Below are 22,006 nucleotides of genomic sequence, written 5' to 3'. Positions count from 1 at the left end.
CACCGAGCAGCCGGGTGAAGTCGGCGACCACCCGCTCCTCCAGGCTGATGGCCTCGCCGGTGCGTCCCGCCTGCCCGTAGGAGGTGGCGAGGTTGGCGCGGGCGGTCAGCGTGTCGGGGTGCTCGTCGCCCAGGAGGCGGGTGGCCTGGTCTGTCGTGTGTTGCCAGTAGGTGACGGTGGTGGTTTGCAGACCGGCGTCGAGCCGACTGATTCCGGCCCGGTATAGCAGCGGGTGCCCGTGGGGTTGCCAGAGCAGGTCGCCGGCGAGGCGGGTGAGGGTGGTGGTGTTGGCCTGCAGGGTGGTGATGAGGTCGGGGCGGGTGTAGTCGGCGGCGGGCCACACGGCCAGGAGAGCGTCAGCGGCGGCATGGCTGACAGCGGCCAGCTCCGCCGTGTTCTCCCGGATGGCGCGGGCGGTCAACGCGTGGATACGCACCGCACGGGTGCTGTCGGTGGGGGTGTGGGTAAGCAGTCCGTAGCGGTGCAGCAGCCGCACCACCTGGTAGGCCTGGTCGGCGGTGACGGGCCGCCCGGCGGTGTTGGTGCGGTGGGTGGTCAGGTAGCCGGCAACAGGGGCGGTGGCCCACAGCGTGTCGGGATGTCCGGCGGGGTCGAGCATGGCGGCCAGGGCCAGGGCAGGGCGGGCCAGCCCGGCGGGTTCGGCCGCATCGGCGGCGTCCAGGGCGAGTAGGAGGGTGACGGCCACGGACCGGCCGTAGCCGTCGGGATCGACCCCGGCGGGCATGAGGTCGCCTAGCCGGCCGTCACCGGCGGTGTAGCGGGCCAGGTAGGCGGTGCAGCCTTCTTCCTGACTGATCATGTAGGCGGCGGCGTTGGAGAGGGCGAGCGGGAGATGGCCCAGCGCCCGAGCCAGATCACGGACGTCCTCGTCCAGTAGATCCGATCGGCCGGCCTGGTCGAGCCGCTCGGTCAGATACGCCTGCGACTCGTCGGGGGTGTACATGTCGACGTCGATCTGCTGGCGTCCCGCGCTGATCAGCGCGACATCACGCAGCCGGGTGGTCGCCAACGTCCCGCCGGTCGACCGCGCCGGTGGCCACCAGCCGGCGAGCGCCGCCGGGTCGACGATGTCGTCGAGGACGACCAGCCACGACCGGCCGGTGGCGTACAGCCACTCCAGGAACGCCTGCGCGTCCGCGGTCAGATCCGTCCCGTCGGCGCCGGGCAACCCGACCCGTGCCGCGGCACGGGCATACCCAGTGATGACCTGGTCGCCGCTGGCGGCGTCCAACCAGATGACCAGATCGGTGCCCTGCGCGAGCGCCCGGTGAGCGAACCAGGCCGCCAACTGCGACTTCCCGACCCCGCCCCCACCCGCCAACACCCGCGTCCCCACCACACCCGCACCCGCGTCCCGACCTGCCCGTTGGGTCAGGACCACGTCCACGCCACTACCGTGCGCTGTTGTCACCCGGTCGCGCAGACCCTGGCGGGGTTGGAACGCCGACGCCAACGCCGGTGGCCGACCTACCACCACCGGCCACACCACAGGCGCCGCCGGCGGGACCGGCTGTGGCGGTGGCGGGTTCTCCTGGTCCCGCCGGCGCTGGCGGTGATGCTCCGCGGCCAGCTCGCGGAACTCCTGCACCGCCGCGGCCGCGCCGCTCTCGCTGCGAGTGCAAGCCCGGATCCACGCCTGGGCCAACGCCTCGTCCGGCGGCCGGGCGATCTGCCCGTTGCGGATGCTGTACAGGTGGGAGCGGCTGTACCCGATCTTCCTCGCCAACGCGTCCGCGGAGATCCCGGCCTGATCCTGCAGCCGTCTGAGGATCGTGCAGATCTCCGCGACCGGCCCGCTCGCCCCCGCCTTCGTATCTCTGTAGGACCGCTCCGCATTCACTGTTCGAGTTCGCGGCGAGTCGGTGCGTGTCCGATGCCATGCCTCGAACCAGGCTGCCTGCTCTAGGGTCGGGACGTCACATGCGGTAAGAAAGGCAGACAGCGAAAGCGCAGTTGTCCGCCCGCTTCTGATCATGTCGTGGGCCGTCGTGTGCGGCAGCGGCATGCCGTGTCGCTGCGCGCGTCGCTCCAGGCTGCGAAGGCTCACCCGTCGCTGCCGGCGGAGACTGTCAAGCGCGGCGGCGAGCTGCGTGGGTGTGTGGATGTCCTCAAGCGGGGACGGTGCGGACGTTCGCGGGGGCGCGTTCGCTTCGGAACCGGGCTGCCGGCGGCGTTCTTGCCTCCAGGCCTTGTGGTCGCGTTCCACGACCGCGCGTCGTTCCTTCCAGGCGTTCAGCTCCGCCTCGGATTTTCCGCAGGCTTTGAGGTAGGCCTGGGTGACGGGCCAGGACGGCACCATGCGTCCCTTGGCGGCCTCCGCTAGGGTCGGTATCGCGTAGTGCGTCAGACGGCTCATGGCCGCGTAGGTCAGATCAGCCGGTCGCTCCTCACGAAGAGCCTGGGCGAACGCCGCGGCGGGGCCGCCGTGTTCGAGATCGATCGGCTGTTCGGGTCGGCCCTGCCGGCGCTTGGCGGCGCGGGGCATCGCGGGTCAGCCAGCCTGCTCGTCACCGCCGTTGCCGGTCTCAGGATCGGGGGCGAGACGGTCGTCCGCATCGCTGTGGCCAGTGCTTTTCTGGATCCGGTTCGTGATCTCCCACGCGGCGAAGGCGATCGCGGAGATCAGGAGGATCGCCGCGTAGGGGTCGTAGCCGGCCAGCGCCAAGACGAGAACGGCCGTCCCGACGAGCACCAGGACCAGCAGATGCAGCCCCACGGCCCGCTGCGTGGTCTGCTTCTGGGACGCTCCATGCCCGAGGCGGGATGCCCGTGTCCTGGGCGAAGGAGGTTCCGAGGGCGGGACACTGGGGGAACGTGGCTCCTCGCCACGATCTGCAGACATGACGCAGCCTTCCGAGAGAGACATGCTGAACGAGGTCCGGACGGGTCCTGCGATGCGGCTGCCACGCCCTGTCCGCCGGTAGCCAGCCGGCGGTAACGCGGTGAAGCCACTACGCATCATCGCAGACAGGTAGCCCCATGAACGTTCTACCCACGAGGACATTTGTCTGGGCTTCCCGCGCTCCGCGCACACGCCCATGCCCAACAAAGAGTTGTTAGGCATGGGCCGTCCAGACCAACCCGCGCACCAAACCCCTAACAAACAGCAAACATGCAGGTCAGAGCATGTATGTCGACCTGCATGTTCGGGTCTGCCCGGGGCAAGCCATGGACAGACGCAGGACGGTCATCCTTGGACTCGTAGTGTGCGTGCCGTTGTGCACCATGGCTGCCCGAGACGACGTCTGATTTGGTCCGGACGGGCGACTCGGCAGGAGGGCCCTCCGCTAGCCACGGAGGGCCCTCCTCACCCTCCCGCAGCAGGCCTTGATTACATAGGCGAGATCGGGCACCACTTGTCGACGAGAGTTGGCCGCGGCCCTGGTGGGTGGGGCCTCCTCCTGGAACGCCTGCAGCCAGCACAGAGAGAACCAGTGAGCACAGCGTCGCCACTGTCAGGGCGCCCTCGCTCATGAACATCGGCTCCGGCCCTTTAATGGGCGATGACGCTTCGCTGGCGGTCAGCCCTGACTCGTCGTGCGCCTAGCCCTCGTCAACGGCGCCGGTCGGTCAACATCACCGCGCAGGAGGCTTATCGTGTGGTGTTGGGGCGTGCCCCACACCGACACTCCTGGCCGCCCCCGGCAAGATCACTCTAGGGGTCGGCGTCGCCTCGCCACTCGCGCAGCACCGCGGCCGCCGCCACAGTGTGCGGATGCTCGTCGCCGAGCAGCCGCGTGAAGTCGTCGACCACCCGCTCCTCCAGACTGATGGCCTCGCCGGTGCGTCCCGCCAGCCAGTACGAGACGGCAAGGTTGTTGCGGGCGCCCAGGGTGTCCGGGTGCTCGTCACCGAGCAGCCGCTCCCGGTCGACGACCACCCTCTCATGAAGGCTGATTGCCTCGCCGGTGAGCCCCGCCTGCCCATACAAAGAGGCAAGGGTGTTGCGGGCGCCCAGGGTGTCCGGGTGCTCGTCACCGAGCAGCCGCGTGAAGTCGGCGACCAGTCGCTCCAGCAGGCTGATCGCTTCGCCGGTGCGCGCCGCCCGCCCGTACGAGGCGGCGAGGTTGCCGCGGGCGGTCAGGGTGGACGGGTGCTCCTCGCCGAGCAGCCGCGTGAAGTTGGCGACCAGCCGCTCCGACAAGCTGATCGCCTCGCTGGTGCGCCCTGCCTGGCGGTACGAGGAGGCAAGGTTGTTGCGGGCGGTCAAGGTGGACGGGTGCTCGTCGCCGAGCAGGCGCTCCCGGTCCGCCACCACCCGCTCCTCGAGGCTGATTGCCTCGCCGATCCGCCCCGCCAGCCCATACGAGACGGCGAGGTTGCCGCGGGCGGTCAGGGTGGACGGGTGCTCCTCGCCGAGCAGGCGCTCCCGGTCCGCCACCACCCGCTCTTGGAGGCTGATTGCCTCGCCGATCCGCCCCGCCTGCCGGTACGAGGAGGCAAGGTTGGCGCGGACGGTCAGGGTGGACGGGTGCTCCTCACCGAACAGCCGGGTGCGGTCGGCGACCAGCCGCTCCCCTAGGCTGATCGCCTCGCCGGTCCGCCCCGCCTGCCCGTACGAGGCGGCGAGGTTGGCGCGGGCGGTCAGGGTGTCGGGGTGGTCGTCGCCGAGCAGGCGGGTGGCCTGGTCTGTCATGTGCTGCCAGTAGGGGACGGTGGTGGTGTGCAGGCCGGCGTCGAGCAGGCTGGTGCCGGCCCGGTAGAGCAGCGGATGGCCGTCGGGTTGCCAGAGCAGGTCGCCGGCGATGGCTGTGAGGGTGGTGGTGTTGGCCCGCAGCGCGGCGGTGAGCGCGGAGGTGGTGTGATCATCAGCGGGCCATAGGGCGAGGAGCGCGTCGGCGGCGGCATGCCTGACCGCAGCCAGCTCGGGGAAGGTTTCCCGGGCGGCGCGGGCGGTCAACGCGTGGATGCGTACCGCGTGGGCGCTGTCGGTGGGGGTGTGGGTGAGCAGGCCGTAGCGGTGTAGCAGCCGCATCGCCCGGCGGGCCCGGTCGGCGCTGACCGGCTGTCCGGTGCCACCGGTGCGGTGGGCGGTCAGGTAGCCGGTGACGGCGGGGGTGGCCCACAGGGTGTCGGGATGGCCGGCGGGGTCGAGCATGGCGGCCAGGGCGAGGGCGGGGCGGGCCAGCCCGGGTGGGTCGGCCGCCTCGGCGGCGTCGAGGGCGAGGAGCAGGGTGAGCGCGACCGCCCGGGGATAGCCGTCGGGCTGGGCGTCGGCGGGCATCAGGTCGGCCAGCTGGCTCTCAGCATGGGTGTAGCGGGCCAGGTAGGCGGCGCATCCTTCTCCCTGGCTGATCATGTAGGCGGCGGCGTGCGACAACGCAAGCGGTAGATGGCCGAGCGCGTCGGCCAGCCCGCCGGCCGGTGTCCTCTGCCCCTCGGTTTTCTTGTCCGGGTCGAGGAGGTGGGGGTGGCCGGCGTCAGTGAGCCGGTCGGTGAGATACGCCTCCGACTCGTCGGGGCTGTACACATCCACATCCACCTGGAGGCGTCCCGCGCTGACCAGGGTCGGGTCGTCGCGCAGCCGGGTGGTCGCCACCGTCCAGCCGGTCGGCCGCGCCGGGGGCCACCAGTCGGTGAGCGCCGCTGGGTCGGTCACATCGTCGAGGACGACCAGCCACGACCGGGGCGTGGTGTGCAGCCACTCCAGGAACCTCTGCGCGTCGACGGTCAGATCCGTCCCGTCGGCGCCGGGCAGCCCGACCCGTGCCGCGGCACGCGCGTAGCTGCTGATCACCTGGTCGGCGGTGGCGGCGTCCACCCAGACGACCAGGTCGGTGCCCTGCGCGAGCGCCCGGTGGGCGAACCAGGCCGCCAGCTGCGACTTGCCGACCCCACCCCCGCCGGCCAGCACCCGCGTCCCAGAACCCCCACGGCTCTGGTGGGTGAGGACCACGTCCGCGCCGCGGCCACGGGCCGCCGTGATCTGGTCCCGCAGGCCGTGGCGGGGTTGGAACGCCGACGCCAACGCCGGTGGACGGCCGACCACCACCGGCCACGCCACCATCGGTGGGTTCGGCGCGGCGTAGAAGTTATTGGTCTGGATGTTGCGGTCTCCCCGCTGCACCGCAGCCGGCCTGGTGAAGACCGTCGTCTCCTCCGGCTCGTCGGGCCGTTCGCCGGGAAGTGGTGTTCCGGCCATCGGGTTAGGCGCCGAAGGTGTTCGTCTGCTCGTTGTGGTCGCCGACCTGTATCGCAGTCGGCCCGTGGAAGGTGTTCCCGGTCAGGGCATGCCCGCCGGCCTGCCGGTCCGCTTCCCGCACCTCGGCGAGGGCTTGGGTGAGCGCGGCGGCGAAGGCGGGATTCTGCTCGGCGGCGTCCTCCAGGGCGAGCTGCAATCGCTGCCGGGTACGCGGAGACAGCTCCTCACGGCCGTCCTCGGCTTCCTGTTCGACCCGGGCCAGGACCGGGTCGTTCTCGCCGAGTGCCTGGCTGACAATGCTGTGGACGCGGTCGAGGCCGGCGTCGACGATCCGGTCGGTTTCCGCTTCCACCCTCCCGCCAACATCACGCGCCCGGCGTACCGCCCAGGCGAACAGCACCCCAACCGCCACCTCAACCCCCGTCATGACCCACTCCCGAAACCGCGTCTGTGTGCACCTGGACATGCACGATGCGCACCATCCTCCCTCATCCCACGCACCGCGGATCTCGCCTATCAGATTCTCGGTGGCTCCACGACGACCGCTGCCGGGACCGGTCTGCTGCTTGGGGATGCGGTCGGTGCGGTGGCCGCGTTCGAGGCACTGCTCGCCAACCGGCGGCGGGTCCTTGGCCCCGACCACCTCGAGACCCTGGCAGCCCGCGGCAGCCTCGCCCACTGGTGGGGTGAGACAGGGGATGCGGTCGGTGCGGTGGCCGCGTTCGAGGCACTGCTCGCCGACCGGCTGCGGGTCCTGGGCCCCGACCACCCCCGCACCCTGACCGCCCGCGGCAACCTCGCCCTCCAACGGGGTGAGGCGGGGGATGCGGTCGGTGCTGCGACCGCCCTCGAGAAGGTACTGGCCGACCAGCTGCGGGTCCTGGGCCCCGACCACCCCCGTACCCTGGCCAGCCGCAGCAACCTGGCCTCGTGGCGAGGCGAGCTGGGAGATGAAGCAGGAGATACGGTGGCCACGTTCGAGGGGCTGCTGGCCGACCTGCTGCGAGTATTGGGCCCCGACCACCCCGACACCCTGACCAACCGCGGCAACCACGCCCACTGGAAGGGCCGAGCAGGGGACGCCGTCGGCGCCGCGGCCGCCTTCGAGGCGCTGCTCGCCGACCTGCTGCGGGTACTCGGCCCCGACCACCCCGACACCCTGACCGTCCGCAACAACCTGGCCCACTGGCGGGGCCAGGCCGGGCATCCAGCGGATGCGGCAGACGCATTTGAGGCGCTGTTGGCCGACCAGCTGCGGGTCCTCGGCCCCGACCACCCCTATACCCTGGCCACCCGCAGCAATCTGGCCTCCTGGCGGCGCCAGGAGGAGAACACGCTGTTGGAAGACCGAGACTGAGGATGCGCCGGTGCTGTGCAGGTCGGAGCCTCGGCGCGTGGCTGGGTGTTGGCGTGCTGCCAAGCGCACCGCAACCACCCAGGCGACCCTTACACCCGCATGCCGACCGCAGTGTGCCGCAGTCGATCTCCGGACACGCGGTGGATGGGCTCATTGTGGGTGCGGATGTTCCGACAGGGCGCGGCACTCACAGACATGCTCCGGCATAGAAAATGCCGTGACCTGGGAGAACGCGGCATCGCCCGGCAGCTTGCGGCACCGTCAGGCACGCGCGCATGCGACTTGTAATCGAGTCGCGCCGACGTCCCGCCAGGTCATGGAGGCCGCGATCACTTGCTTTGACCTGCGATTTCTTGGCGATGGAGATCTTTTCTACTGCCTTCAAGATCGAATATGGGCTCAATATGGGCTCATTTGGCAGGATCGTGTCGATCAACGGCCTGTCGCATGCCGCCTCGACGGCAGGGAGGCGTCCGACTGGACGTGCGTGGTCCCTGCGCGAGATCCCGCGAGGCACTCGATGGGCCGAGGTTGTGGCCCGGGCTTTCAACCCATCATGTGGCGAGCGCCCGTGCCTAGCGGCGTCCTTGGCGGCTGTGTGTGATCACCGTTGGGGGTGAGCCGGTCAGGCACGATCCGGTGGGAGTACGGGCCGCCGCCCCGGCGTTCTGGCCATCCGCCAGTGGCACCGGTCCTGAGTGTCATCGGACTCACAGCCAGACGGGCCGAGCGCCGGTGCATTCCGAGAAACAGCTCTTACGTGGCGCAAGCTTCGACGACTACTCCGGCGACGGCGGCCAAGGCCACGATGACTGCGAGCGCGGCACGTCCGCCGGCACGCGTGGCCCCCTTGGCCACTTCACCAATACACAACATCGCCGCATTACCCAACACCACTGAACGTGTCCGCCAGCCCAGTCATGGCCACTGCTCCTGTGCGAGCGGCGCGTTGTTCAGCTGGTCGCGAAGGCTCCGCCAGTTCGGCATGAACTTGTCCATCAGATTGGTGAAGCGCTCGCCGTGGAGGCGTTCGAGGTAATGTGTCATCTCGTGGACAACGATGTACTCCAGGCAATCCGGGTGCTTCTTAGCGAGTTCGACGTTGAACCAGATGTGTCCGGTCTCGCGGTTGCATGATCCCCACTTGGTCTTCATCCGCCTGATTGTCCACTGCGGCACCGACACCTCCAGTTTCGGTTCCCACTTGGCAAGCAGGTTGGGGAGCGTTTGTCGCAGTTGCTCGCGGTACCAGCGATTGAGCAGTTCGCGTCGCCGTTCAGCTGTGGTGCCGGCCGGCACGTACAGCAGCAGCCGTTCACCGTCAAGCTCAAAGTGCGGCCGCCCCGGACGTTCGATGACCTTCATTCGACGGCGGACGCCCCACACGTAGTGCGACTCGCCGGTGACCATCTCACGTGTGGACTGGCGCGCAGCCGAACGAAGTTGCTCGCGCCGCTCCTTGATCCACGGCAGTCGCTGGATCACGGCCAACCGAACGCGCTCGTCATCGAGCCGGTGCGGCGCAGCGACTCGAACGCGTCCCAGCGGTGGATAGACGCCGATATGAAGATTCTTGATGTCCTTATAGATGACATCAATGTCGATACCACGGACGGTCAGGTAGGCACTAGCGGTACTCATGACGTGCCTTTACCAGATCAAATAGTTCATCAAGCCGATCGAAGTCGTCAGGCAGTACCCGAGCAAGCGCGCGCTTGACCTTCTTTTCCTTGATCGGGTTGCCCACCCACGAGTCCGGCTTGGTGTGGAGGATAGTGGTGTCTACCACAGCGGCCAGCTCCGGCGATCGATCGAAGAAGTCGACCAGGGCGCGGCGAGCACCGTTGCTGGCCCACTCCGGGTACTCGGTGTCTGCCTCGCCCGCGCCAAGCTTGGTCGCGGCATCCAGCAGCTTCGCGAGGTACGCTTGGTAGTCCAGAGCTCCCTGGCGCCGCTCTTCGAGGATGGCGTCGAGCAGCGCAGACATCTTGTCATAGTACTTGGGATTCATCGCGCGCTCGTCGATGATCACTTTGCGCATGTTGTTGGTGATTGTCGCCGCTACCGCCTCGGGGTCCTTTTTGATGCCCGGGGGAAGCTTGTCGAGCGCACCGGCGCCCATCTGGACGATCAGTTGGATCAGCCCGGCTTCCTCGAAGTCAGACACGACCTCGGATGGCTTGGCGCTGATGTAGGTGTCAAGAAGGTGGCGCATGCCGGCCTCGTACTGCTTGAAATCGACATCCTCCTTGGCGCCCAGTTTGATCTCGCCGCGCACGTCGGCGTAGTGAGCGATCTCATCCTTGATCGCTGCAGCTTCAGCATCGCTGTAGCCAGCGGCACTCATCTCGTTGGCGAGGTTGCTGTACGCGCGGGTCACGGCCGCCACAGCCTTATAAAGTTCGACTCGCTTCGGCTCGTTGGCCTTGAGTTGCTCGGCGTTCCCGTATTCACGGGCGCAGAAGTACTGCTGGTACTGGAGGGTATCCCTGGGCGGTTCGACCGGCTCACATAGTGCCCGGATCCGCTCCAAGGCCTCGTCGAGGTCTTCGCGGGCCTTCTCGATCCGGTCAGACAGCAGTCCGTCGATATCCTTCTTCTCGTAGCCCTCCAGGGCACCGCCGGTGTAGTCCGTGATCGCGGACTCAAGGGAGTTGAACAGGTCACGGTAGTCGACGACGTAGCCGTAGTCCTTGTCCTCGCCATCGAGGCGGTTGACCCGGCAGATCGCCTGGAACAGGCCATGGTCCTGCATCTTCTTATCGATATACAGGTACGTCGCGCTCGGGGCGTCAAAGCCGGTCAGAAGCTTGTCCACGACGATGAGCAGCCGCATTTGGCCCGGATCGTTGACGAAGCGCTCCTTAACCTCCTTCTCGAACTGCTCGACCTTCGGCATCGCCTTGTCGGCAGGCTCGTTGAAGTGGTCCGCGAGCATCTGCCGGTAAATCTCGTACTGGCGCAGTCGTTCAGTGGCGCCGTGGCCGGAGTCCTCCTTGGCGATGTCGCCTGCCCGTGGCGCGTACGAGGTGACGATAGCGCACTTGCCCTTGAACCCAGCCTGAGTGAACAGCTCGTAGAATTTGCATGCCTGGTAGATGCTCGAACTGACGAGTATTGCGTTGCCACGGCCATCTGACAGACGGGGCTTGATCTCCATGTCAAGCAAGATGTCATTGACGATCTGTCGAGCGCGCGGTTCTGAGCTGACGACCTTCTGCATGGTGCCCCAGCGCTTCTTGAGCTCAGCGCGGGAGAGGTCCGTCATGCCGCGGGTCTTGGCCTCAAACCACTTGTCGACCTTCTCCGGTGAGGTCAACTCCTGGTCGATACTACGCGCCTCGTAGCGCAGGTCGAGCACGACACCGTCGGCCACGCCCTCGTCATACTTGTAGGTGTGGATGAAGCTGCCGAACCGCTCTATGGTGCTGGTCTTGTCGACTTTGAGCAGGGGTGTGCCGGTGAAGCCGATGAACATCGCGCCGGGCAGAAGCGCCTTCATGGCGTCGTGCATCTTGCCCGACTGGGTGCGATGAGCCTCATCGACAAAGACGAAGATGTTGCCCTTGGCGTGGAAGTCCTTCGGGATAGTCGCGGTCAGCTCACGGATGAACTCGCTAGCGGCCTGGTCACGATTAGTGTCGTCCTCCGAGCCGCGGAACTTGTGAACCAGCGAACAGATCAGCCACTGCTCGCTCGCGTTCAGCGTGGTGAGGAGGTCAGCACCGCTCTTCGTGCGGTAGATCGACTCGTTGACCCCGCGGAAGACCTTCTCGATCTGATCATCCAACTCGGCGCGGTCGGTGATGAGTAGCACGCGGGGATCCGGCTGGTGCTCACGGATCCACTTGGCCAGCCACACCATCGTCAGCGACTTGCCGGACCCCTGCGTGTGCCAGATGATGCCGCCCTCGCGCTTGGCAATCCGCGCTTGAGCCGCTTTAACCCCGAAGTACTGGTTGTGCCGGCAGGTTTTCTTCTGGCCTGTGTCGAAGACCATAAAATCGTGGACCAGCTCAAGCAGGCGCTGTTTCGAGCAGAGCTGAGTCAGGGAACGATCGAGGGGGTCGGCGATGTCCGACGGCTCGCGCCACGCCAGCCAGTACTTCTCGGGCGTATCGATAACGCTGTAGCGCAATCCTTCCACGTCGTTGCCAGCCATCACGAGCTGCACGGTCGTGAAGAACGACCGAATGAACTCCGGCCGCTGGTTGCCGATGCTCTGCCGGATACCCTCCGAGACGGCGACCTTGGAACGCTTGAGCTCGATCGTTCCGAGGGCGATACCGTTGACGTAGAGCACGATGTCTGGGCGCTTGGTGTGCTGGCCGGACACTGTCACTTCCTCGGCCAGGGCGAAGTCGTTATCCTCTGGCCGCGCCCAGTCGATGAGCCACACCGTCTCTGTCTGCTCGCCGGCGCCAGGCTTGACTTTGACCCCGTAGCGCAGCAGCCCGTAGACATCACGGTTCGCCTCATACAGGTCACGGCCGCCACCAAGCGAAGCGTCGCTCTTCAGCTTGTCGATTGCCTTGTTGATCAGGTTGTCCGTGTAGCCGCGAGCGCGGAGATTCTGCGTGAGAAGCCCGACCTCGACGTTGGAGTTAGCTTCGCGATAACCCCAGTTGCCGAGGTACTCGTAGCCCAGCGAGTCCCGGAAGTATGCGATGACGCGATCTTGAGCTTTGCGCTCGGGTTGTCCTACGTTACTCACGCCGCGCTCTCCTTGGCCGGAAGACGGGTACGACCGGTCAGGACCTGCTGCATCATTCCTTGCTTGACGGCCTTAGCTTTATCGAGTCGGCTGCGGAGAACGAGGATCTCCGACTCGCAGTCGTTGAGCACCTGTGCTATTGCTCGCTGCTCGTCCACAGCCGGCAGCGTCAGCGCGATACTGGAGATGAACGAGCGCGTCGTTGCCAAGACCTTGGTACCCGCAGCAAGGCGAAGCAACGCACCTCGGAAAGCTGGGATGAACTGAAGGTAAGCTTTGAAGCCATCCGCCAGCACTGCCTTGTCGAACCGTGCTGCGATGGTGTGAAGACCGGGAACCACGCCCGCGTTGGGTACTGACGTTACCTCGACTGACTTGCCCACTCCGTCCGGATCCTCTGATGCATCGGCAAAAACAAGATCCCCAACCTGGAGCCGACCGGCGTTCCGTAGCAAGGTGGAACTCGCTCGTGGCATCGCCTCGTGTGTAGCGTCCAGCCTGACGCTGCTGCGAGTATGGATGTCGCCATAGTGCAGGTAGCGGACAGGTGACTCGCCGTCAAGTTGAGCCCGCGACAACGCAACTGTCCTTATGTAGCTCACGTGGTTACCGAGCAGAACCTCGCGCCACGGGTCGGTGAACCCCGGAAGCCTGGCTCTGCCAGTGAGGAGCTGCTGCATCATGGCCTGCTTGATCGCCTGCTTTTTGACGATCATCCGCTCCAGCGTGGCGATGCGGTCGTCGATATCCGTTAGGGCGTCCGCAATCCGCGATTGCTCCGTCAACGGTGGAACGACGGTCAACAACGCCGCAACGGTGGTGAGGTTGATCCCAGCCTTAGCCCCGGTGTCCGTCGATCCGACGAAACGGCGCTGCGGCTCCCAACTCGCGAGGTAGTAGGCCACGAAACGGCTATCCACCAGCCTAGGGTCCAAGCGTACCCGTGCGATGTGCTGGTTGATATACGCGGGCTTGGGGACTTTCTCATCGATATATCCGATGATCCCGATGTCGGCCGTGATGGAGACGAGGAGATCGCCAGTTTCGAGTCGTGTCCGTCGAGCCTCAGCGTCGTTGGGGTCAATCTGAACAAAGCGCAAGCTGCTCAGGTCGAGGCGAATGTTGCTTCGATTGAGATTCGTGATGCGGACGAACAAACTGCCATGATCGGAGTAGTATGCTGCCCAACCTCGCGATCCGCTAGTGACCTGGCCGCCAAGCTCACCCAACATTTTGACTTGCCAGTCCTGCGGAATCGCGGCTCTCTGGGCAATCATCGCTGAACCCCCATCGCAGCGAGATGCCCCTCGACCTTTACTTCAATTTCCGCAAGCGATGCGTTGAGCTGCTCGACCGTCTCGCCATAACGCTCGCCCAGCTCCTTGATACGGCGTACGAGTGCGAGCGTCAGCAATTCAGCCTCAGATGCCACGCAACCAGTTACCGTTGCCCGCCACTTGTCGTCGAGCACGAGTTGCTTGATCTCAGGCAAGGTGAGGTCGCCATACTTATGGAGGGTCGCCAGGTCGAGCGCCGCCTGGGCTTCCTTGGCGGCCTTCTTGGTGATGGCTTCGTCGTTGTACAGCTTGATCAGGTGTTGCAGCGTCTTGATCTCTTCTGGGTCAGTGCCTTCGTGTCGAGCCACCTTAAGCCGCGTCGCAGCAAGGCCCTTCGAGACCTTGCCGTCATCCATCGCCTCGGCCAGCAGGCCGTCCTCGGCGGCATGCTCCTCGATGTACTCCTCTACAGCGCGGCTGGATTCCTCGGCCGCTGTGATCAGCATATCGACCTCGGCCTGCTCGTCCGCAAAGTAGCGTGCGACAACGAGCGCGGGTGGTATGAGATCCATCTTGTACTTGGTGGCGCTACGCCCCGAACCGACGACAAGGTCGGGCGTCTCGGAGAGCTTGCGCTCCTTGTCCTCGATGGTCTTGCGAGGCTTTGCCGCCTCACACCAATCTTCGTTCATGATGAGGTAGACATCGTCGTGCATGACGCCGTGCCAGTAGGTCATGAGCTGCTCATAGACGTCGTACTCGTCGAGCAGGGGGGTGTCCTTGAAACGGGCCAGAAGATCGTCGCTGATCCTGCTGATCAGCTCCTTGGGGACGGTGTTGGCGTCGAGCGCTTGCAGAATGGGCCGGTGAGCGGCGAACCAATCGTCCACCTGGCCGCGCACGTCGGTGGCGAACTTCTGGAACTCGTTGGAGTCCAGGATGGTCTGTTGCACTTCGGTCACGCCGACTGCAAGGTCACTATAGCCGGGGCGGTTTGGCTTGAAGAGCGTCGCACGAAGGCTCGGGAAAGCCTCCCAGTACCCGCTGAGCATGTCAAGGTCGCGGTCTGGGATGCCGCCGTGCAGGTGAGCGTGAAGGTCTTGGATGTCCTCCGGTTCGGAGGAATCGATGTAGCGCGGGATATTGAGGTTGTAGTCGTTCTTCGGATCGGCGATCTCGTGGAGTGGCACCATGCGCGAGTAGCGCTCGATCCCGGTCTGCTTGTTGAAGACGTCGACGATCTTATGGATGTCCTGGCTGCGGAGGCGGTTCTTGTTGCCGTCCTTGATGTACCCCTTGGAGGCATCGATCATGAAGACACCGGTCCGTGCCTGGGCGTTCTCCTTGTCGAGCACGATGATGCAGGCCGGGATGCCGGTGCCGTAGAAAAGGTTGGCTGGCAGGCCGATTATGCCCTTGATGTAGCCGCGACGCAGCAGCTCTCTGCGGATCTTGGCCTCGGCGTTGCCACGGAAGAGGACGCCGTGCGGCAGGATGACTGCAGCCTTGCCGTTGCTCTTGAGGGACTTGAGAATGTGCAGCAGGAAGGCGTAGTCGCCGTTCTTCTCCGGCGGCTGGCCGAACTCGAATCGACCGTACTCGCGCTCCAAGCCGTTGCTCCACGACTTGATCGAGAACGGCGGATTGGCGACGGCGAAGTCGAAGGTCCGCAGCTGATTTCCCATGATCAGCTGCGGACTGGTAATCGTGTCGCCCTTGAGGATATCAGCATCTTCGTTACCGTGGAGGATCATGTTCATCTTGGCCAGCGCCCATGTGGCGTTATCTTTCTCCTGGCCATAGATCGTGATGCCTCGCGGCGCCTCGTCCGCCACCTTGAGAAGCAACGAGCCTGACCCGCACGTGGGGTCGTAGACCGTGGAGTCCTGCCGGGTGCCCGGTCCGGTGCCGACGACCTTGGCGAGTATGCGCGAGACCTCGGCCGGCGTGTAGAACTGGCCCTTCGACTTGCCCGACTCGGTGGCGAAGTGCCGCATCAGGTACTCGTAGGCGTCGCCGAGCAGGTCGTCGCCCTCGGCGCGGCTACCGCGGAAGTCCAAGTCAGCGAAGATCGCCACCAGCTTGGACAGGCGATCTTGCATCTCCTTGCCCTTGCCGAGCTTCTCCTCGTCGTTAAAATCGGCCAGGTCGATGACCTTCTCTAGCCCGTTGGCCTCTGCGAGCCTGCCGATAATCTTATTGATCTTGTCGCCGATCTCCTTGTCACCCTTGAGGGCGACCATGTCGTCGAAGGAGCCGCCTTGGGGGACGTCGATCAAGGAATTCCTGTCGGACTTGGCCTTGTCCGTCACGTACTTCACGAACAGCAGCGTCAGGATGTAGTCCTTGTACTGGCTGGCATCCATGCCGCCGCGCAGCTCGTCACAGCTCCGCCAGAGCGAGCTGTACAAGTCCGACTTCTTCAGGGCCACTACCACGCCACCCCCGTCGTCACGTTCGGTGACTGGCTGGCCGTCACCAGCTCAGTCAGCGGCAACCATGGGGCTCCTTGTGACCGCATCGAGCGATGCTCCCGCCTGTCCCAGGCGCCATGACAGCCCCAGCGTGCATACGCCATCGCCATCAGCCGGTCCTTTCGATCATCGCTGCGCCCCGCGGGAGCGCACGATCGGCGGTCACGCCAGTGCTACCAAGCTCGACTCTAGCGGGCATCCCGGACAACATCGTGGCGCCACGCACGGCGCCATCTCGGCGCTCACGCGAAGTTGGCATGCAGCTCCGACCGCTCGCCTGACCCCCGGTGGCTAGAACTCGGCCGGGAGCTGCAGGCGCCGCAGGACCGACCTGAACGACACCAACGCGCCACCCTCGCCCTGCTCCTGATCGAGGAGACCAATCAGGTCAAGCCCAACTCAAAGCGGCCCACCACATCCCCATAGAAGGAAATACAGACAGCGGCCACAATGTCGGCCGGAGGGTTTTCCGATCGGGTTGTTGTGCGGCTTGAAAAAGGTATTATTGGAGCCGGTGAGGGGACTCGAACCCCTAGCCGCTCGATTACAAGTCGAGTGCGCTACCAATTGCGCCACACCGGCTGGGTCAGGTAGCCCTGTCGCCTGGCCTGGGCGGGGGGCGAGCGCCGAGTTGGGTGAGGAGGCGCTGGGCGTGGAGAGCGGGGTTGCGGCGGCGGGTGATGTAGTCGGCCCCGAGGTCACGGTAGGGCTGGTCGCGGTCGAGCATGTGGAGCAGTGAGACGAGGATCAAGGTGGGTGCGGGGCCGGGATGAGGTCGCCTGGATTAAGGAGTTCTGGCGTGAGGGTGCCCGGGGGCTCGACGTCGAGTCGGGCGGAACGCCGACGCCCAGCACGTCGGGCAACGTCGCCGGTGGGCCGGTCGGCCACCGTGATGGGACGGCGCGGCTGCGGGTCGGGCCGTTCCTCGAGGACGCCGTGGGCCTGGTTCCTTGCAGGGCCGCCTGGGATGCCGGCACGCCTCCGCCGAGAGCTGAGCCGCTTCTTGGCCGACTTCGCCCCGGCGCCCGGCGCCGGCCGCTCTCACCCCGCCGCGCGGCCGGCACCCGGCACAGTGCGTCGCGTTCGACGTGCTCGGCTACCTGCAAGTAGGGCGGGAATTGTGAGAGCGGCACCCCACAATGGGGCAGAAAATCTTGCTTTGAGTTAAGCGCAAACAGTTTCTCAGTCGCCATCCGCAAGTGTTTGTGGGCATGTTCATGCGCCGCATTCGCCGGCCTCGAGCCCGTGGACGCGTGACCAGGAAAATTTGCGCGACAGCAGGCGCTTGGGGGCGACGCCCGCCCACTCCAAGCGGCAAATTTTCCTTGACGGTGACTCTCCGAATTGGCTTAGATTTTCCCCGTTCTCGTCTATTGAGTTTGCGGGAGGACCTGCCCCTATGCGCCACCGCCGAAGATTTTCCCTTGCCGTTCTAGCGATCATTGCCGCTACGGTCCTGATGGGGCTGGGTGCTGGGCCTGCTTCTGCCGCGTCACCACCGCCTGCGCCGCTGATCAGGGCCTGTCTGGCAAAAGATGCATCGAACAACGCCTACACGGATGCCGGCTGGTACCGAACTCGAGACCAGTGGTGCCGGAACTCCATCATCCGTGCCGGAGAGACCGGCAAGGGTCCGTCGGGGACCATGGCTGCGGCGGTCTCCATAGGTGTGACCACGTCGCCGACGGATCTCAGCGTGCACGTTGACATGCACATACAGCCGATCAGCTCCACGGGAACGTTGACCAACGCCTTCCTCGACGTCGAGCTCCCCTGCGCGGGGTGTACCCCTGCGGGCGTGACCAATGGGCGTGGGGCCCTGCTGTCTGGGTGGACCGCCGACGGCAACACCACCTTCGACTTCACGGCAGGCCTGGGTACCGGCGTGGACAAGGTCGTAACCCACGCCTTCCATCCGCGCTTCCTCCTCGACCGCGGTCGGCTGGTGAAGGAGTCCACGGGCACCTACTTCCGGTGCGACGCCGCCACCTACATCAGCGCCGGGACGGTCCCCGGATGTGTCTTCCCGCAGACCCATCCAACCCTGACCTACGACGCCGAGAGGCAGCCGAACGCCAAGAACACCATCGCGCACATCCGGCAGGCACTCACCCAACCGAACTCGACGCAGCCGGTATGGACAGGGGCCGACGCCGGAAAGAAGACGATTCCGTCCGTGTTGCATCGCCAGACTTCCAAGAGCAAGAACCGCGCGAACAACAGAGCTGCCGCCGCGGTGTGTCGGACAATCGATCCTGCCTACGTCAGCAAGGGGAACGACTGTGACGAGTTCCCCTTCGAGTCGACAACGGAAGGTGCGGCCAAGGGGGACAGAAGATTCTCTGCCCTGCCCGTCCCGCTCGGCGATAACCGGAGCGCGGGGAGCACACTCGGACATTTCTACACCGACCTGCGGGTGCTGGAGGGGGAGGAGTTCCACGTAGCCGTCCCACGCTAGCCCGGAGTGGTTGCCGACCAGCGCACCGGGAGGCCCACGGCGCGCTGGTCGGACCGTCTGCGACAATAATGGACATGGACAAGCCTGCCCTGCTTGCTGCATATGAGGACGAGATTGATGTCGAGTACAGCCAGTTTCTCGTGAAGGACGAGGGCATGGCGTGGCTGACGGACCGCAATCTCACCGCCCCCGAACCGCCTCTTGCCGCAGACGAACTCCTCCGGACCGGCGTGGACTGGATCTGTGTCGGAAGCAACGCGCAGGACCACACCGCGCACGCGCGACTTGAGTCGTGGCGGGGTGAGCCGGCCCGCCAGGACGGCTGGGAGCTCACGGAGGACTTCGACTTCACGGCGACTTCCGGGAGACTGCTGCTCGACACCGTCACCACAGGGCCGGCCTCCGTGGACGAGCGTCTGACGCTGCCCGCACCCGGCCGGTATCGAGGCCGGGCGTACTCCCGCGGTCGGGCCGATGCGCGCCAGGCCCTCGCGGAGACTTTCGACGTGCCCGACGGCACGGAGACCTATCTGATCCAGTTCTGGGGCGCGTGACCGCCACGGGGAGGCAGCTGTGGCTCCTCGGCGGCACGACACCGCCGGTGGCGCACGCCATACCGATATCGGGCGCCCGCTGAGCCTGCGCCACCCAATTGCGGTGGAGGCCGGTGGACGCATTCCCCTTCCGGATCACCTCGCCTGGGTCGCGGTTGTAAGCAAAATCATGACCCAGAACCGACAGGACCGGGCCCCGAGTAGTACGGCTGCCATCCCACGATCACACCGTCGCGGAACCTGACGTGTGTCCGTGCTGCTTCACCAGGTCGGACCGGACGCGATCTCCCCGTCCACCGTGAACCCAAACCGGCGCAGCCGATCATCACCCGCTTCGGCCAGCAGGCCAGACAGCCGCCAGGTGGCCGGCCCGTCGCCGGCGTCGGCACGGGCCTGCAGCCCTTGGTGATCCCCAGCCTCGACCAGCAGATCGGCCAACCGCTCGGCGGCGCCCTCGTCGCCGGCGTCGGCGCGGGCTCGTAGTAGGTCGATCGCACCCTGGCGGTCCCCGGCCTTGGCCAACAACCCGGCCAGCCGGATGGTGGCCGGCCCGTCGCCGGCGTCGGCACGGGCCTGTAGCCCTTGGCGGTCCCCGGCCCTGGCTAGCAGCTCGGCCAACTGCCAGGCGGCCTGCCTGTCGCCGGCGTCGGCGCGGGCCTGCAGCCCCTGCCGGTCCCCGGCCTCGGCCAACAGCCCAGCCAGCTGTATGGCGGCTGACGTGTTGCCGGCATCGGCAAAGGTCCGAAGAAGAGGCACGGCGATGGTGTAGATGTGACGGTCGAAGGCGGTGTAGGCGATGCGGGTGATGTCGTCGAGGTCGGTGAGGTGGTCGCGTAGGGCGATCCACAGGCTTGCCGGTACCCGGGTATGGCGGCGGGTGCGGGTGGCGTGCTGGCGGAGGTAGTCGGCGGGCTGGTAGCCGGTGAGTTGTCCCATGCCGGCGCCGATGGGCATGAGGGTGTTGGTGGCGCCGTGTAGGCGTCGGGTGGTGTAGGCGAGGGCCTGTTCGAACCAGTCCGTGGGTGCGTCGGCCTGCTCGTGGGCGGTGCAGTAGCCGACGGCGGCGGCGCGCAGTAACCCGGGCGGCAGCGGGGCGCGGGCACCGAGACGGTAGGCGTCGAGCGCGGCGGTCAGCACAGCTTTCGCGTAGGGCGGGGCGTTTCTCCAGTGGGCGAGTAGCTCGGGGGCGGCGGCGAGATGGCGGGGAAGGCTGAAGCCGCTATCGAGGGTCAGACAGGCGGCGATCCGCGCATCGTCGTCGGCGGCGGTGTCGGCGCGGCGGGCCTCGGCCGGAGTGAAGTCCGGGTCGAGGGTGACCTGTTCGGCCAGGCGCAGCACCTCCCGGGCTCCCCGCCACGGATCCGACTCACCCGCCGCAGGTTGACGCTGGTAGGTGTCGCGGAAACTCGGCCACAGCGTCCCGACCAGCACCACCGGATCAGACCCGCCCAGCAACGTCCGCACGATGCCGGCATTGAGCGCGGGGGTGGCGTCGAGATAGGTCTGCAGCTCATCCAGCCACACCACCAGGCGCCCACTCGGCCCCCGCTCGGCCAGAGCGTCCAGCTCGCCGACGCCGGCCGGATGCAGCAGCGGCCAGTCGCCGCACGCGGCACGCACCGCTTCGAACGCGGTGCGGGTCTTACCGACCGAGGACTCCCCGACCAGCAGCAGGAACCCGCCGCGGCCGGTCATCGCCGCCAGCCGGGCCCGCACCCCGTCGCCCGTCCCGTCCACGTCACGGGGCACGTAGGCCGGCAAGCCGCGCGGCGCGACCCCGTCCACGCTGATCGGCTCGTGCACCCCCAGCAGGAACGGATCAGCGTCGCCTACCCGCCGGCCGTCGACCTGCTCGCTGCGGGCCGCCAACCCGGGCGGGCGTCCCACGGGGGCGAGGATCGGCTCCGGCGGGGACGGGTTCCGCCGGGCCCGCCGGCGCTGGCGGTGATATTCCGCGGCCAGCTCACGGAACTCCTGCACCGCCGCGGCCACGGTGCTCTCACGTGCGGTGCAGGCCCTGATCCATGCCTCGGCCAGTTCTTCGTCCGGCGGGCCGACGATCTTCTCGCCGCGGATCTTGTCGACGTGGGAAGAGCTGCACCCGATCTTCTTCGCCAGTTCCCGAACGGAGATCCCGGCCTGTTCCTGCAACCGTGTGAGCATCGCGCAGATCTCCGCGACCGGCCCGCCCGGCGCCGCCTGCGCCATCACACCCCCGTGTGTCCACCCGCTGTCCACCGCACAGCCGTGGACACCCCGCCCCCGCCAGCGGTTTCCCGTCCCATTCTCCGCACACGTCCACAACCACCAACAACACCCCCACGATCGCCGAACGTGGTCCTCACGCCGGCCGGCGCCCCACCCGTCGCACCCCCTTCGTAGGAGGACCCGATGACCCCCAGCCTCCCGACCCCTCCCGACCAGCCGCTGACCCGCGCGCTGCTCACCGCCGTGCTCTCCGGCGCCACCCGCGCCCTCGTCAGCTGGCTCCTCCACCACTAACACCCCACCCGGCCGGGCCCTCGATCCGCGAGGATCCCCGCGCGGCGAGTGCCCCGGGCCACCGAACCCGGGGGCAGCTCCCACCGCGGCGGCCGCGCTCTGGCATTCGCCGACGAACGACACGACGCGGGCGTCACTGCGAGGCCCCAACCAGACGGGTCAAGTTCGCCTCCCGGCAGTTGTCGCGGGGAATGGGGCATTTCCTGCGGCAACCCGTCGGTGAGCCCTGTCCACGCCGTTGTCCCCTCCGCCGGGCGGTGGCGAGAACCGAGTCGTTCCCACCCGCCCCCGCCGGGCCTGCTGCCCGCACACCCCGTCCCCGTTCGGCCGGCGAGGCGGAGTTCTGCGCACTGGGCGACGGAGCGAGGCTCTGGCTCGTCGAGGCCGCCGCATCCGGGACGTCCCGGATGCGGGTGAAGATGGCCGAGGCCGTCACCCTCGCCGGTCTGCACGGGACCGGCACCGTCGACCGGGCGCTCGGCGCCGCCGCGACCGCCGGCTGGAACG

The 22,006-nt window shown here is 66.8% G+C and carries 12 protein-coding genes, 1 tRNA gene and 1 pseudogene; 4 read left to right on the top strand and 10 right to left on the bottom strand.

Features of this window, described 5'->3' with window-relative positions; genetic code table 11:
- From AC6EXY_RS26185 to AC6EXY_RS26170, 4 genes are all read right to left on the bottom strand, one after another.
- The coding region (locus AC6EXY_RS26185) for a helix-turn-helix domain-containing protein (RefSeq protein ID WP_499842422.1) at nucleotides 1-1,861 on the bottom strand (1,861 nt) is incomplete at its 3' end.
- A gap of 651 nt (nucleotides 1,862-2,512) precedes the next feature.
- Nucleotides 2,513-2,737 (bottom strand): hypothetical protein, encoded by a 225-nt coding sequence (locus tag AC6EXY_RS26180; RefSeq protein ID WP_499817800.1) that lies wholly within the window; start codon nucleotides 2,735-2,737, stop codon nucleotides 2,513-2,515.
- A gap of 939 nt (nucleotides 2,738-3,676) precedes the next feature.
- The gene (gene fxsT / locus AC6EXY_RS26175; RefSeq protein ID WP_499817799.1) at nucleotides 3,677-6,163 is read right to left on the bottom strand and encodes an FxSxx-COOH system tetratricopeptide repeat protein; all 2,487 of its coding nucleotides are present in this window, start codon (nucleotides 6,161-6,163) and stop codon (nucleotides 3,677-3,679) included.
- 4 nt (nucleotides 6,164-6,167) lie between these two features.
- Nucleotides 6,168-6,590, bottom strand: coding sequence for a chromosome partitioning protein (locus AC6EXY_RS26170; protein ID WP_499817798.1), 423 nt, complete (start codon nucleotides 6,588-6,590; stop codon nucleotides 6,168-6,170).
- A 159-nt stretch (nucleotides 6,591-6,749) separates the two neighbouring features.
- Between AC6EXY_RS26170 and AC6EXY_RS26165 the strand changes: the two genes are divergently transcribed.
- A complete protein-coding gene (locus AC6EXY_RS26165) occupies nucleotides 6,750-7,520 on the top strand; it encodes a tetratricopeptide repeat protein (RefSeq protein WP_499817797.1) in 771 nt (256 codons plus the stop codon).
- A 918-nt stretch (nucleotides 7,521-8,438) separates the two neighbouring features.
- Here the strand turns inward: AC6EXY_RS26165 and AC6EXY_RS26160 are convergent.
- The 5 genes from AC6EXY_RS26160 to AC6EXY_RS26140 form a co-directional block, all read right to left on the bottom strand.
- Nucleotides 8,439-9,161, bottom strand: a complete 723-nt coding sequence (locus tag AC6EXY_RS26160) for a M48 family metallopeptidase (protein WP_499817796.1) — start codon at nucleotides 9,159-9,161, stop codon at nucleotides 8,439-8,441.
- Complete coding sequence (locus AC6EXY_RS26155; RefSeq protein WP_499817795.1) at nucleotides 9,148-12,234, bottom strand: type I restriction endonuclease subunit R; 3,087 nt, start codon at nucleotides 12,232-12,234, stop codon at nucleotides 9,148-9,150. Before AC6EXY_RS26155 ends, AC6EXY_RS26160 begins: the two co-directional genes overlap by 14 nt.
- A complete protein-coding gene (locus AC6EXY_RS26150; protein WP_499817794.1) occupies nucleotides 12,231-13,511 on the bottom strand; it encodes a restriction endonuclease subunit S in 1,281 nt (426 codons plus the stop codon). Before AC6EXY_RS26150 ends, AC6EXY_RS26155 begins: the two co-directional genes overlap by 4 nt.
- Complete coding sequence (locus tag AC6EXY_RS26145) at nucleotides 13,508-15,922, bottom strand: type I restriction-modification system subunit M (protein WP_499842421.1); 2,415 nt, start codon at nucleotides 15,920-15,922, stop codon at nucleotides 13,508-13,510. Before AC6EXY_RS26145 ends, AC6EXY_RS26150 begins: the two co-directional genes overlap by 4 nt.
- 569 nt (nucleotides 15,923-16,491) lie before the next feature.
- Nucleotides 16,492-16,567, bottom strand: a tRNA-Thr gene (locus AC6EXY_RS26140).
- Between the two features lie 1,063 nt (nucleotides 16,568-17,630).
- Here AC6EXY_RS26140 and AC6EXY_RS26135 point away from each other — a divergent pair.
- On the top strand, nucleotides 17,631-18,443 hold the full coding sequence (locus AC6EXY_RS26135) for a NucA/NucB deoxyribonuclease domain-containing protein (protein ID WP_499817791.1): 813 nt from the start codon (nucleotides 17,631-17,633) through the stop codon (nucleotides 18,441-18,443).
- A 74-nt stretch (nucleotides 18,444-18,517) separates the two neighbouring features.
- A complete protein-coding gene (locus tag AC6EXY_RS26130; protein WP_499817790.1) occupies nucleotides 18,518-18,997 on the top strand; it encodes a hypothetical protein in 480 nt (159 codons plus the stop codon).
- Between the two features lie 261 nt (nucleotides 18,998-19,258).
- Here the strand turns inward: AC6EXY_RS26130 and AC6EXY_RS26125 are convergent, their stop codons facing one another.
- A complete protein-coding gene (locus tag AC6EXY_RS26125; protein ID WP_499817789.1) occupies nucleotides 19,259-21,205 on the bottom strand; it encodes a hypothetical protein in 1,947 nt (648 codons plus the stop codon).
- A 590-nt stretch (nucleotides 21,206-21,795) separates the two neighbouring features.
- On the opposite strand from AC6EXY_RS26125, the pseudogene AC6EXY_RS26120 reads away from it, so the two are divergent.
- Nucleotides 21,796-21,990 (top strand): annotated as a pseudogene (locus AC6EXY_RS26120) (IS21 family transposase); the annotation flags it as partial.
- Nucleotides 21,991-22,006 lie beyond the last annotated feature (16 nt).

It is taken from the genome of Frankia sp. RB5, assembly GCF_059816245.1.
The sequence above is the reverse complement of the archived record's forward strand: the minus strand, read 5'-3'. Positions and strand labels throughout refer to the sequence as shown.